10 protein-coding genes and 2 rRNA genes (1 of these 12 cut by a window edge) are annotated in these 13,359 nt (G+C 44.3%); 3 read left to right on the top strand and 9 right to left on the bottom strand.

Annotation, left to right across the window (positions count from 1 at the left end):
* Positions 1–349 precede the first annotated feature (349 nt).
* Positions 350–1,573, top strand: coding sequence for an IS110 family RNA-guided transposase (locus QWT69_RS00100; RefSeq protein WP_317967837.1), 1,224 nt, complete (start codon positions 350–352; stop codon positions 1,571–1,573).
* Between the two features lie 124 nt (positions 1,574–1,697).
* On the opposite strand, the gene QWT69_RS00095 is transcribed toward QWT69_RS00100, so the two are convergent.
* The 5 genes from QWT69_RS00095 to pdxS form a co-directional block, all read right to left on the bottom strand.
* Positions 1,698–2,132, bottom strand: a complete 435-nt coding sequence (locus tag QWT69_RS00095; protein ID WP_317967835.1) for a hypothetical protein — start codon at positions 2,130–2,132, stop codon at positions 1,698–1,700.
* A 211-nt stretch (positions 2,133–2,343) separates the two neighbouring features.
* The gene (locus QWT69_RS00090) at positions 2,344–3,186 is read right to left on the bottom strand and encodes a tyrosine-type recombinase/integrase (protein WP_317967833.1); all 843 of its coding nucleotides are present in this window, start codon (positions 3,184–3,186) and stop codon (positions 2,344–2,346) included.
* A 140-nt stretch (positions 3,187–3,326) separates the two neighbouring features.
* Complete coding sequence (locus QWT69_RS00085) at positions 3,327–3,914, bottom strand: NUDIX hydrolase (RefSeq protein ID WP_317967831.1); 588 nt, start codon at positions 3,912–3,914, stop codon at positions 3,327–3,329.
* Between the two features lie 183 nt (positions 3,915–4,097).
* Entirely contained in the window at positions 4,098–4,445 is a 348-nt protein-coding gene (locus QWT69_RS00080; protein ID WP_317967829.1) for a DUF4288 domain-containing protein, read from the bottom strand.
* A gap of 135 nt (positions 4,446–4,580) precedes the next feature.
* On the bottom strand, positions 4,581–5,426 hold the full coding sequence (gene pdxS, locus QWT69_RS00075; RefSeq protein WP_317967827.1) for a pyridoxal 5'-phosphate synthase lyase subunit PdxS: 846 nt from the start codon (positions 5,424–5,426) through the stop codon (positions 4,581–4,583).
* Between the two features lie 101 nt (positions 5,427–5,527).
* Here pdxS and pdxR point away from each other — a divergent pair, with 101 nt between their 5' ends.
* The gene (gene pdxR / locus QWT69_RS00070; protein ID WP_317967825.1) at positions 5,528–6,928 is read left to right on the top strand and encodes a MocR-like pyridoxine biosynthesis transcription factor PdxR; all 1,401 of its coding nucleotides are present in this window, start codon (positions 5,528–5,530) and stop codon (positions 6,926–6,928) included.
* Between the two features lie 45 nt (positions 6,929–6,973).
* On the opposite strand, the gene QWT69_RS00065 is transcribed toward pdxR, so the two are convergent.
* Both QWT69_RS00065 and guaB read right to left on the bottom strand, forming a co-directional pair.
* On the bottom strand, positions 6,974–8,269 hold the full coding sequence (locus tag QWT69_RS00065) for a serine hydrolase (RefSeq protein ID WP_431312328.1): 1,296 nt from the start codon (positions 8,267–8,269) through the stop codon (positions 6,974–6,976).
* Positions 8,270–8,462: 193 nt separating this feature from the next.
* Entirely contained in the window at positions 8,463–9,929 is a 1,467-nt protein-coding gene (guaB, locus tag QWT69_RS00060) for an IMP dehydrogenase (RefSeq protein WP_317967823.1), read from the bottom strand.
* 402 nt (positions 9,930–10,331) lie between these two features.
* Here guaB and QWT69_RS00055 point away from each other — a divergent pair, with 402 nt between their 5' ends.
* The gene (locus QWT69_RS00055; RefSeq protein WP_317967821.1) at positions 10,332–10,628 is read left to right on the top strand and encodes a hypothetical protein; all 297 of its coding nucleotides are present in this window, start codon (positions 10,332–10,334) and stop codon (positions 10,626–10,628) included.
* Between the two features lie 463 nt (positions 10,629–11,091).
* Here the strand turns inward: QWT69_RS00055 and rrf are convergent.
* Both rrf and QWT69_RS00045 read right to left on the bottom strand, forming a co-directional pair.
* Positions 11,092–11,207, bottom strand: a 5S ribosomal RNA gene (gene rrf / locus QWT69_RS00050).
* Between the two features lie 89 nt (positions 11,208–11,296).
* Positions 11,297–13,359: ribosomal RNA gene (locus QWT69_RS00045) — 23S ribosomal RNA — on the bottom strand (it continues 871 nt past the right edge of the window).

Genomic DNA, 13,359 nt, shown 5'->3' with positions numbered 1-13,359 from the left:
CAGTTGATCTATATAGTGTTAAACATTTTACATATATTAACTTATTGGACATAATCGCTAAATAATCTTCTTATTCAACTAAACTGCACCGTTAGCCATCCATGTAGCGCAAAAACAGCACTACACCACAGAGGATGAAAATGTGTGTAGAACGGGTATCGGATACTACGGCTGGGAGAGGAAGGTCGATCAACTATGGTGCCATAGAGCCCGTCCGTTAGTCTGACTCCATCGACCACGGTGCATGACAGAATGTCGCTCCCTTACGGGAAGCACTCATGGGAGATTAATCCTACTCTGGTTGATGCACCAGCCTCCAATACTATTTGCCGTGGAAAGGATGATTACAATGGAAGTAATCATTGAACGCGCATGTGGGATGGACGTTCACAAGGATTCCATTACCGCATGTATCATGACTCCAAAAGGAAAGGAGATTCAAACGTTTTCCACTAAAACTGTATTTCTAATACAGTTAATCGACTGGATCAAGGAGCATGGGTGTACCCACGTAGCAATGGAGAGTACAGGTGTATTTTGGAAGCCGATCGTTAACTTACTTGAAGCAGAGAATATCGAGTTTTTAGTAGTCAATGCTCAACATATGAAAGCAGTACCCGGTCGCAAGACCGATGTGAAGGATGCTGAATGGATAGCCAAACTTCTTCGACATGGTCTGCTTAAAGCAAGTTTCATCCCCGACCGAAATCAGCGAGAACTACGAGAGTTAGTCCGATACCGTAGAAGTATCATTGAAGAGCGCGCAAGACAACATAATCGGATTCAAAAAGTACTAGAAGGAGCGAATATCAAGCTAGGCTCCGTTGTCTCCGATATTATGGGCGTTTCGGCTCGTGACATGCTTAATGCCATCGCAGATGGCGTAGACGATCCGGAAAAACTTGCGGACTTCGCTCGTCGTTCAATGAAAAAGAAAAAAGATGAACTAGAACTTGCCCTTCGCGGATATATTAGTTCACATCAACGCCTCATGATAAAAACCATTCTCACTCATATCGACTTTCTAACTGAACAGGTTGAGATTCTAAATCAAGAGATAGCTAATCGACTATCCTCTCACCAAGCAGATATTGAACGTTTGGATTCCATTCCTGGCGTTGCGACTCGTATGGCTGAACAAATCCTCGCTGAAATAGGAACCGATGTTGGGAATCAATTCCCTAGCTCTTCCCATTTATGTTCCTGGGCAGGATTAGTACCCGGCCATAACGAAAGTGCTGGCAAAAGGAAATCGTCAACTATGAAAAAAGGAAACAAATATCTAAAGTCAGCTTTGATAGAAGCCGCTCACTCATTAAGAGGTTCAAAAACTTATCTCGGAGCGATGTATAGACGTACAGCAGCACGGAAAGGTAAAAAACGTGCTGGTATCTCAGTCGCCCACGCCATTTTGAGGATTGCCTATTATCTTTTAACACGAAAAGAAATGTACGTAGACTTGGGTGAGGATTACTTCGATAAACAAAAACAGCAATCCATTGTACGGTATTCTGTTCGAAGGCTCGAAAACTTAGGTTACAGCGTTACAATCACTGAACCAGAAGCCTCCTGATCCAACAAATAATTTGATCCAATCCTAGGCGCTGCATTTTTTTAAAAAACCTGAGCTGCGTCTTCTTTAGTGTTGCTTTTTTCAGCGAAGTTGAGAGTTTAATTTTCATGGGAGTTGAACAAAGTTACTTACTATTATTATGCAGTTCAAATGACTCTTCAAAGTCATCCCATTTTACATTTACTTTTATAACTTCATCTTCACGTACTTTTGCGCCACCTTTTCCACTACCCGATGACGAAAATGTTACTGTTGATGGGGGTTCCGTGAACTCTTCAGTGCTTTTCCCATTACTACTAATAGTTTCATAAGAGTATTCAAGTTTTTGTAATGAAGACAACTCTTCTAAAGAACCTTTATATTTTAATACGAACTCATAGCCATCTTCGTTCGAATATGTTCTTTTTCCGTCTTTTTCTCCCCATTTTTCTGTTCCTTTATAGGCGTATACAGCTTCCCAATGTTCACTTTCTCCTCTATATTTATAATCATTGTTCGTAGTTTCTGAACAAGCTGTTAAAAACATCATTGTAAATAATAAAGTCATTATTTTCTTCAAATTAATACTCCCTCCAAGAAAATGTTGAATTGAATTATCACCATATATTAACTATATTCAACACGCTTCTAAAAACGCCTCTTCTTCTACTAAACTGGCCCGTTTGTGGAATACCGCATTTTTTAAACCAATTACTTTCCAATCCAAGTATATCATTTATTCTTTTTAATTACATGACTTTTCCGCCTATTTGTTTGAGATTCATCTTTCATTAAAAGTACCGATTATACAAATCGTATCGCAGTTTCCCACTGAGATGGGCGTAGATTTTTGTGGTTTCACTTTTTTCATGGCCGAGGAGACTTTGGACAACTTCTAAAGGTGCTCCGTTGTTTACCATATGTGTCGCATAACTATGACGTAGCTGGTGCGGATGGATTTCCTTTCTGATGCCTGCCCGGCCTGATATACGCTTGATCGTATATCTGATCGCATCTATACTCATCCGCCTTTTTGGATTTCGCTGAGTGACAAATAGACCCGGATCATCATCTTCTCGCTCGTCCAAGTATCTTTTTAACCAAATGGAACAACGGACGCTGAAGTAGACTTCTCTTTCCTTATCCCCTTTCCCTAATACGATTACAGAGTTACCAGTGAAATTAATATCCTCTCTGTTCAACTTTTCCACTTCACCTATACGGCATCCTGTGGAATAAAAAAACTCGAACAATGCTTTCTCCATAACCGTTTGACAACCTTCCCAAAGCAACTCCATTTCATAATCTGTCAGGAACTTTGGAATTCGTTGACCCATCTTCGGTTCTTTTAATTTGGATGCAGGATTCGATAGGATATGTCCCTCTTCATGCGCCCATTTGAATACGGACCTTATAAAACGTACACGGTGGCCCAAGCTTGAGGGTTTCAAGTGCTCTCCAGCTTCAATCAAATACTGTTTCAACTGATCTGTAGTCAACGAACCAAAACTGACATCTCCAAAAAAACGTATGAAAAGATCAGCTTGATAGCCATACATTTTCAATGTAAGCGGAGAATAGCCTTCAATTTTCTTATCAGACTTATATCTTTTCCACACTTCAGACACCAACATATAATCCACGCTCCTTTTCTTTGAATGTATTGGTTACACACAATAACTAATCCATCTTCGTATGAAAGGCAGAAACGTTTAGGTGATCATTGGTTTGATGCATTTATTTTAATGGATAGACGACTTTGATTCATTAAACATTATTGATCGACTCGCTCCAACATTTCTGCAATTTTGTTGAAATACTCTGTTTCATGTGGAACAAAATCAGTAATAGTTGCTTCCGATGATGACCCAGTTATAAAGTTTGTACATGTGATTGATTTACAATCATTTCGGAATAAGGATATCAAGTTATTCATTCCAACTGCATAAATCCCTTCCACCTCCTCTCCTTGCAGTGAAAAGTCGGTAGGTGAAAAGGTTGATTGATACAGGAATATATTCGTAAATTCCTTGTCAATAAACCCAGGTAGTCTACTAACATCTCGAACGACACCAGCTTTCATCAATTTCGCGGGATCCACTAGTATTCCTAACTCTTCCTCCACTTCTCGTATTCCATCCATCACGTTTTCAGCAGCCAGTAAATGTACTGCCGCTGTAATGTCATACAGACCGGGAAAGTCTTTTTTGGCAAAACTTCTCTTTTGAATGTAGACGTTTTCTTCATCAATAAGCCAACAATGAAAGGTCTCGTGCCACAAGCCTTTTTCGTGGATGATGTCCCTTAATTCCTCACCAATATGACGATAGTTCTCGTCAAATACTTTCAAGCGTTCTGTCATACATCATCAGTCCTTATTCATAAATGTAAAACGAAAAATAGAGTTGCCTTATTAGCAGTGACATCATAACAAAAAATCCGATAACCACTTTGATGCGTATGAAAATTATTGCCTCCTCTGATATCGTAGGCTCTTTTGTAACTTTGCTAATTCCGAACTCTATTCATACTCAGATTCTCTTATTCATTTATCCAATGCATACTGCTGGATTACTTCCTCCGCTGTTGTCCCCGTTTCCACTAGGATATACCTGCTGTACACTTCCTTGAAGTCAATGTCGCCTTCTATATTGTCAACTAATTCATAACAATCCAAGACTGTTACAAATTGCCAAGTCGTCATTCCGCCTGCAGCATTTTCATACGTCAGTTCTTCATATTGATCGATGACCTTTTTCATTGCATCATCTTTCCCGTCCGCTCTGACTAAAACAATTACTTCCTCAAACACGTCTTCATCATCCCCATATTGAATGGTGTCCTTAGAATTGATTGATTTCAATAAATATTTTACTGAAAAAATCTTATCCATTCCCCTCTACCTCCCCGTATTTACTCTCTATACGTTTAATCACTTAATTAGATTCAAAAAAAGGCCAAGACAATTATGGATTGCCTGACCTTTTACTACTCTGTATTTAAAATTCAGATTAGATTTGTTCAACCTTTACACTCCGCGAACAGCCATTAATTCACTTTCTGCAAGCTTGCTAATTTCCAAACCTTTCATTGGTGTGCCAATATCCTTTGACAGGTCTGCGATCAGTGGATAGTTCTTGAAATCTTCAGTCGCCATGACGATCGCCCGCGCGAAACGTTCAGGATTATCGGATTTGAAAATGCCTGAGCCGACAAAGACACCATCTGCCCCTAGTTCCATCATGAGTGCCGCATCCGCAGGAGTAGCCACGCCGCCTGCTGCATAGTTTGTGACCGGTAGACGCTTCGCTTCACGTATTGCGAGAAGTATTTCATAAGGAGCCCCTAGATCACGGGCTTCCACCATCAGTTCATCATTGCTCATATGGATAATTTTATTCACTTGCGCATTGACCATGCGAAGATGTCGTACGGCTTCTACAATATTACCTGTGCCCGGTTCTCCTTTGGTACGCAGCATTTTCGCACCCTCGCCTAACCGGCGTGCCGCTTCTCCAAGATTACGTGCTCCGCAGACGAATGGAACTTGATAGTCACTTTTCAATAAATGAAACTCATCGTCGGCTGGTGTAAGCACTTCGCTTTCGTCTATGTAGTCGACCCCCATCGATTCCAACACACGCGCTTCTGTTATATGACCAATCCGTACTTTTGCCATAACCGGAATGGAAACCACCTTTTGCACTTCCTCTACAATCCGAGGATCTGCCATCCTTGCCACTCCACCCGCTGCCCGGATATCGGACGGAACACGCTCGAGTGCCATAACCGCGATTGCACCTGCCGCTTCTGCCACTTTTGCCTGCTCTGCATTAATGACGTCCATAATGACGCCGCCATATTTAAATTCCATTTTACCTTCCCCCTTTTCTTATTATTAAGTATACTAATATATGACCATATGAAAATGACCAGATATCATACTTTAAAGGTGGTCAGTTGGAGGTTTCTACGATGGAAATGCTATTAATTGAATTGAATAAAGAAAATAATATCCCTTTATATGAACAGATTTACGAACAGATACGTGAAGGGATTATTGACGGCAAGCTGCCTGTAGGTGAGAAGCTACCTTCGAAACGTAAACTTGGAGAGTTCCTGGATGTGAGTCAGACGACGATCGAGTTATCGTATGGACAGCTTGTCGCGGAGGGGTTTATTACTTCAAAACCGCGTAGGGGATATTTCGTGCAGGAAATCGGCGAATTGGCGTACATTCAACCAGTTAAACCTCTTCCTGCCCAAACAGAGGAACAACTGACGGAGTTGGCAATCGATTTCTCCCCGGGAAAGATTGATACAGCCTACTTCCCCTTTACCCAATGGCGTAAATATGCGAAAGATGTAATCGATGAATCCGCTCAGCATCTTCTATTACTCGGACATCCGCACGGAGACCCGGAACTCCGGCAGGAAATCGCGAAGTATTTATATCATTCACGAGGAGTTGACTGCACCGCAGACCAGATTATCGTCGGTTCAGGTACCGAACAACTTATGCCCCTGCTCATCCGGTTACTTGGACCTGAAGCAACGTATGCCATCGAAGATCCTGGTTATCCGCTAACGCATCATGTTTTCTATCACAATAACCGAGAAGCGATACCGATTCCAGTCGATGACGAAGGGATGGATGTGCAAGCGCTACAACAATCCGTTGCGACAGTTGCATACGTGACACCATCTCATCAGTTCCCAACCGGCACAGTGCTCTCTGCGGCGCGTAGAACAGCTTTGTTGAACTGGGCATCATCTAATGAAAATCATTTCATTATCGAAGACGATTACGATAGCGAGTTCCGTTATACCGGACGACCGATCCCTTCACTTCAAGGAATGGACAAAGCAGGCAATGTCATCTATATAAGTACTTTCTCGAAATCACTCATGCCTTCATTACGAATTGCGTATATGGTGCTTCCTCAAGTGTTACTTGAAAGCTATGAGAAAGCTTTCATTCATTACTCGTCCACTGTCCCGAGACTTGACCAACATACAATCGCACGTTTCATGGCGGACGGGCATTTTTCAAGACATTTGAACAGGATGCGGAAAGTGTACAAACGCAAATTGCAATTACTGACGGAATCACTCCAACAATATGCACCGCACGTTTCCTATTCAGGAGATGAAGCAGGCATGCATATTATCATCAATGTCCATACAAAATTAAGCGAAGATGCATTAACGAAAGCTGCATTGACAAAAGGCATTCGCGTCTATGGGTTGAACACATACCGGAAAGCTTCAAAAAGTGAACATCCTTCGTTTCTCATCGGATTCGGAGGCTTTGCGGATAATGAGATTGCACCGGCAGTCCAACAGCTTATGGAAGCTTGGCATATTAGCAGTTAATGAAAAAAGGTAATGAATCCCACGTGGGGTCCATTACCTTTTTGATCAATCGAACAATCCTTTAATAAATCCTGTCGCACCGTCCCAGATTCCAACGAAGAAATCACCGATTGCACTCATTGTGAGCGAGAACCAGCCTGCCTTCTCCACGTCTTCTGTCACAACGATATCCATGCCAAGATCTTTCGAGTCGATGAAGCCGTAATCTTCGCCTTCTTTTTTGACGACGTTCACATGCCCAATGACTGTTCCTTTTTTAACAGGCGCTTCAATAGCGCCATCTTTTACATACTTTTCATCCAACACAAGCTGAGGTTCGTACAAATCTTTCTCACTCGACTTGATCATCGCACGGATCGGTTCCTTCACTTCAATGGAAACCGTTTTTTCTTTACCTTTGCGCACGTCCAATGTTTTCTGATCTTTGAATTGATAACCTGCAGGCAACAATTCCTGTTCAGAAAACTGGCTGAACCCATAATCGAACAATGCGCGTGTTGCATCAAATCGTGCTTTGTATGAGCCTTTGCCGTTTGCATCTACTGCTTTCATGACAACTGCGATAACACGCTTATCTCCACGCATCGCTGTTCCCGTGAAGCAATGTCCTGCAAAATCGGTTGTACCCGTCTTCAATCCATCTACGCCTTCATACTCGTAAACGAAGCCAGGAAGCATGAAGTTCCAGTTGTCCATCTTAATGGCATCTGACGTACCTTTACGAAATACTTTTGAATTAATTTTTGTTGTTTCCAATACTTCCGGATAATCTTTCATCAAATGGAATGCGAGACGAGCCACTGATTTTGCAGGCATAACGTTCTCGTCCTTCTCACCTGTCCCTTGTGGATGCATCCCGTGCAAGTACTCATTATTCAACCCAGTTGAGTTGACAAATTTATAATCTTTTAAACCAAGCTCTTTCGCCTTTTCATCCATCAATTTCAGGAACTCAGTTTCAGTCCCGGCAATCGTTTCTGCAATGGCAATTGTCGCAGCATTTGCGGAATATATTGCGAGAGCTTCATACAGTTCAAGAATTGTATACGTACCGTCTCTGCGAAGTGGTACGTTACTCAATCGACGATCCTGCGAAACCGCATATGTATAATCCGTCACACTGTATTCCTGATCCCAGCTGATTTTGCCTTCTTCAATCGCTTCAAACAGAATATATTCTGTCATCATCTTTGACATACTAGCAATGCCAAGTGGTGTATCTGCATTTTCTTCGTATAGAATCTTACCGCTGTCCGCGTCAATTAAAATGGCTCCATCCACATGGATACCTAAAGTTGAATCTGCTTGTACAGGTGCTGAATCGATCGTCATCAGTAACATAAATGGCAAGATCAATAAGGCAACCCATTTATTCATTTTACGTTTCACCAAACTACCTCCGTCATTGCTTTATTCCACTTCATATTTTAGCACAAGAAGCTACCTAGTAGGGCTAGAGATTAAAAAAGCACCTTTCCGCTCATATACTGACGGACGGAAAGGTGCTGAAGTTGCATTTAACTATGTTTATTCATTAAGAAATAGAGTAGTTTGGCGCTTCTTTTGTAATATGCACCTGGTGTGGATGGCTCTCGCGCAAACCTGCACCTGTCATGCGGATGAATTGTGCTCTTTCACGCAAGTCTTCAAGATCTTTCGTGCCACAATAACCCATGCCTGCACGAATTCCTCCGACTAGCTGATGGATTGAATCCGATAGAGGGCCTTTGTATGGCATACGGCCTTCAATACCTTCAGGCACCAGCTTCTTCGCATCTTCCTGGAAATAACGGTCCTTTGAACCGTGTTCCATCGCGCCTACAGAACCCATTCCACGGTACACTTTAAAACGTCTACCTTGATAGATTTCAGTATCTCCAGGGCTTTCAGTCGTACCTGCAAGCAGACTGCCTAACATAACAACATGTCCGCCTGCAGCAAGCGCTTTAACGATATCACCGGAGTACTTGATACCGCCGTCTGCAATGATTGTCTTGCCGTGTTTACGGGCTTCGGACGCACATTCATAAACAGCTGTAATTTGAGGTACTCCAACACCTGCAACGACACGAGTCGTACAAATTGAACCAGGACCGATACCTACTTTGACAACATCTGCTCCTGCTTCATATAAAGCTGCCGTTCCTTCTGCTGTCGCTACGTTGCCTGCGACGATATCGAGGTCTGGATACTCCCTGCGGATTTGTGCAACAGTCTCCAAAACTCCTTTTGAATGACCATGAGCCGTATCGATGACAATAACATCGACTTCAGCAGAAACAAGCTTTGCAACACGTACCATCGTATCTGAAGTGACACCAACTGCTGCACCGACGAGCAAACGACCTTGCTTGTCCTTTGCAGCATTCGGGAATTCAATAACTTTTTCAATATCCTTAATCGTAATTAACCCTTTTAAAATTCCGTTATCATCGACAATCGGAAGTTTTTCAATTTTATACTTCTGCAAAATCTTCTCAGCATCTTCAAGTGTTGTCCCAACAGCTGCTGTCACAAGATTTTCTTTTGTCATCACTTCATTGATAATCATCGAGTAATCTTGGATAAAACGAAGATCCCGATTCGTCAAGATTCCGACAAGCTTCATTTCATCCATATTGTTGACGATTGGAACACCGGAAATCCGATATTTCCCCATTAAATGTTCTGCATCGAACACTTGATGTTCAGGCGTAAGGAAGAAAGGATTTGTGATGACACCATTCTCTGAACGTTTAACTGTCACAACCTGCTCAGCCTGCTCTTCAATGCTCATGTTCTTATGAATAACCCCCAGACCACCTTGACGCGCCATGGAGATAGCCATTTTAGATTCAGTGACCGTATCCATTCCAGCACTGATGATCGGAATGTTCAATGTAATCTTCTTTGTCAGGTTAACAGATAATGATACATCTTTCGGCAATACTTCCGATGCCCCCGGTACAAGTAAAACGTCGTCAAATGTTAATCCCTCGCGAGTAAATTTAGATTCCCACATTGCAATTCCTCCTATTAGTAACGTTCTCTACATGTGAATATTATTAAAAGGTTATCAGTGCCTAATAGGTGTGTCAAGGAAGTGTTAATAAGAAAAAGAATTCCTATTATTCGCTGAATGACTTTTATCATTTAAGCAGTAAGCGAATGCACCGAGTAGGTGGTTAGATCTCTTCCATGATGAGCGGAATGACAGATTTCTTAGTTATGCTCTTCCCATGCGGTGATATGGTCCTGTTGATGAATCATTCATCACAACCATTTCCATCATTTCCTCTAGTGGTCTTTATTAATCAACAAGAATGGAAACAGTACAGGTTTAAGTAAATTGAATTGCTTGTTGGACGGTCTAATTTACTGATAAAGCTTTGTAAACCGAGGTTCGATAGCAAACTTATTCGTTGTGAGAAACGCAAGTTATTTTACGGATGATGGGTTGCGGTTTATGGGCGCACGATTGCTATTTATGGGCGCGAGCGGGGAATTTATGAGCGTGCGATTGCTGGTTACGGGCGCGAGCGGGGAGTTTATGAGCGCACGATTGCTGGTTACGGGCGCGGGTGGGGAGTTTATGGGCGCGCGATTGCTATTTATGGGCGCGAGCGGGGAGTTTATGGGCGTGCGATTGCTGGTTACGGGCGCGGGTGAGCGGTTTTGGCAGCGAGGTGAGCGCTTTGCTGGCCGGGTTAAGCTGATATAGATAGTCAACATGAGCGTATTTCACCACTCATCTATTTACATTACAGATCAAAAGAAAAAGACTAATTTGAAAAGGCACTTCACGCGACACGGGATGATCTATGGACAATTTTCTATCCACAAATATCGATTGCCGCGGAACAACGCCCACTTCCTAAGCAGCACGATTTCGCGCCAAATGCTTTTAACCAATGCTCCACTGTCGAACTGATTTTAACGCACAAAAAAACCATCCCCCACAGGGAATGGCCTTTGCCTGGCGACGTCCTACTCTCACAGCGGGAAACCAGTTCCCTGCGTAATTTGCACAGTTGGTGTAAATTACGCAAAGTGGCTTCGCCCCTTTACTACCATCGGCGCTGAAGAGCTTAACCTTTATTAACGAATAAAAAGTCAAAACAACACTCAACCTTCGGTCGAATTTTAACGCACAAAAAAACCATCCCCCACAAGGGATGGCCTTTGCCTGGCGACGTCCTACTCTCACAAGGGGAAACCCCCTACTACCATCGGCGCTGAAGAGCTTAACTTCCGTGTTCGGTATGGGAACGGGTGTGACCTCTTCGCCATCATTACCAGACAACTGAACGATACTTGTTCATTCAAAACCGGATAAAACAGACATTGTTGCTGAACTCATCACGTTCAACCGTGCGCTTTCTAACATATAAGGTTAAGTCCTCGATCGATTAGTATCCGTCAGCTGCACGTGTCGCCACGCTTCCACCCCGGACCTATCTACCTCATCTTCTTTGAGGGATCTTACTTACTTGCGTAATGGGAAATCTCATCTTGAGGGGGGCTTCATGCTTAGATGCTTTCAGCATTTATCCCTTCCACACATAGCTACCCAGCGATGCCTTTGGCAAGACAACTGGTACACCAGCGGTGTGTCCATCCCGGTCCTCTCGTACTAAGGACAGCTCCTCTCAAATTTCCTGCGCCCGCGACGGATAGGGACCGAACTGTCTCACGACGTTCTGAACCCAGCTCGCGTACCGCTTTAATGGGCGAACAGCCCAACCCTTGGGACCGACTACAGCCCCAGGATGCGATGAGCCGACATCGAGGTGCCAAACCTCCCCGTCGATGTGGACTCTTGGGGGAGATAAGCCTGTTATCCCCGGGGTAGCTTTTATCCGTTGAGCGATGGCCCTTCCATGCGGAACCACCGGATCACTAAGCCCGTCTTTCGACCCTGCTCGACTTGTAGGTCTCGCAGTCAAGCTCCCTTATGCCTTTGCACTCTACGAATGATGTCCAACCATTCTGAGGGAACCTTTGGGCGCCTCCGTTACTCTTTAGGAGGCGACCGCCCCAGTCAAACTGTCCACCTGACACTGTCTCCTGCCCGGATCACGGGCAAGGGTTAGAAGTCCAATACAGCCAGGGTAGTATCCCACCATTGCCTCCTCCGAAGCTGGCGCTCCGGACTCAAAGGCTCCTACCTATCCTGTACAGGCTGCACCGGAATTCAATATCAGGCTACAGTAAAGCTCCACGGGGTCTTTCCGTCCTGTCGCGGGTAATGCGCATCTTCACGCATATTATAATTTCACCGAGTCTCTCGTTGAGACAGTGCCCAGATCGTTACGCCTTTCGTGCGGGTCGGAACTTACCCGACAAGGAATTTCGCTACCTTAGGACCGTTATAGTTACGGCCGCCGTTTACTGGGGCTTCAATTCGAAGCTTCGCTTGCGCTGACCTCTCCTCTTAACCTTCCAGCACCGGGCAGGCGTCAGCCCCTATACGTCACCTTACGGTTTTGCAGAGACCTGTGTTTTTGCTAAACAGTCGCCTGGGCCTATTCACTGCGGCTCTCTCGGGCTTTAACACCCTACCAGAGCACCCCTTCTCCCGAAGTTACGGGGTCATTTTGCCGAGTTCCTTAACGAGAGTTCTCTCGATCACCTTAGAATTCTCTTCTCGCCTACCTGTGTCGGTTTGCGGTACGGGCACCTCCCGCCTCGCTAGAGGCTTTTCTTGGCAGTGTGAAATCAGGGACTCCGGGGAATAATTCCCCTTGCTGTCACAGCTCAATGTTATAGGAACGGGATTTGCCTCGTTCCACACCTCACTGCTTAGACGCGCATGACCAACAGCGCGCTCACCCTATCCTTCTGCGTCCCCCCATTGCTCAAACGGCGGGGAGGTGGTACAGGAATATCAACCTGTTATCCATCGTCTACGCCTTTCGGCCTCGACTTAGGTCCCGACTGACCCTGAGCGGACGAGCCTTCCTCAGGAAACCTTAGGCATTCGGTGGAAGGGATTCTCACCCTTCTTTCGCTACTCATACCGGCATTCTCACTTCCAAGCGCTCCACCAGTCCTTACGGTCTAGCTTCGACGCCCTTGGAACGCTCTCCTACCACTGACACCATAGGTGTCAATCCGCAGTTTCGGTGATCCGTTTAGCCCCGGTACATTTTCGGCGCAACGCCATTCGACCAGTGAGCTATTACGCACTCTTTAAATGGTGGCTGCTTCTAAGCCAACATCCTGGTTGTCTGGACAGCGTCACATCCTTTTCCACTTAACGGATACTTGGGGACCTTAACTGGCGGTCTGGGCTGTTTCCCTCTCGACTACGGATCTTATCACCCGCAGTCTGACTCCCAAACATAAATCATCGGCATTCGGAGTTTGTCTGAATTCGGTAACCCGGGATGGGCCCCTAGTCCAAACAGTGCTCTACCTCCGAGATTCTAACGTTTGAGGCTAGCCCTAAA

It is taken from the genome of Sporosarcina oncorhynchi (assembly GCF_033304615.1).
GTDB classification, from domain to species: domain Bacteria; phylum Bacillota; class Bacilli; order Bacillales_A; family Planococcaceae; genus Sporosarcina; species Sporosarcina oncorhynchi.
The sequence above is the reverse complement of the archived record's forward strand: the minus strand, read 5'-3'. Positions and strand labels throughout refer to the sequence as shown.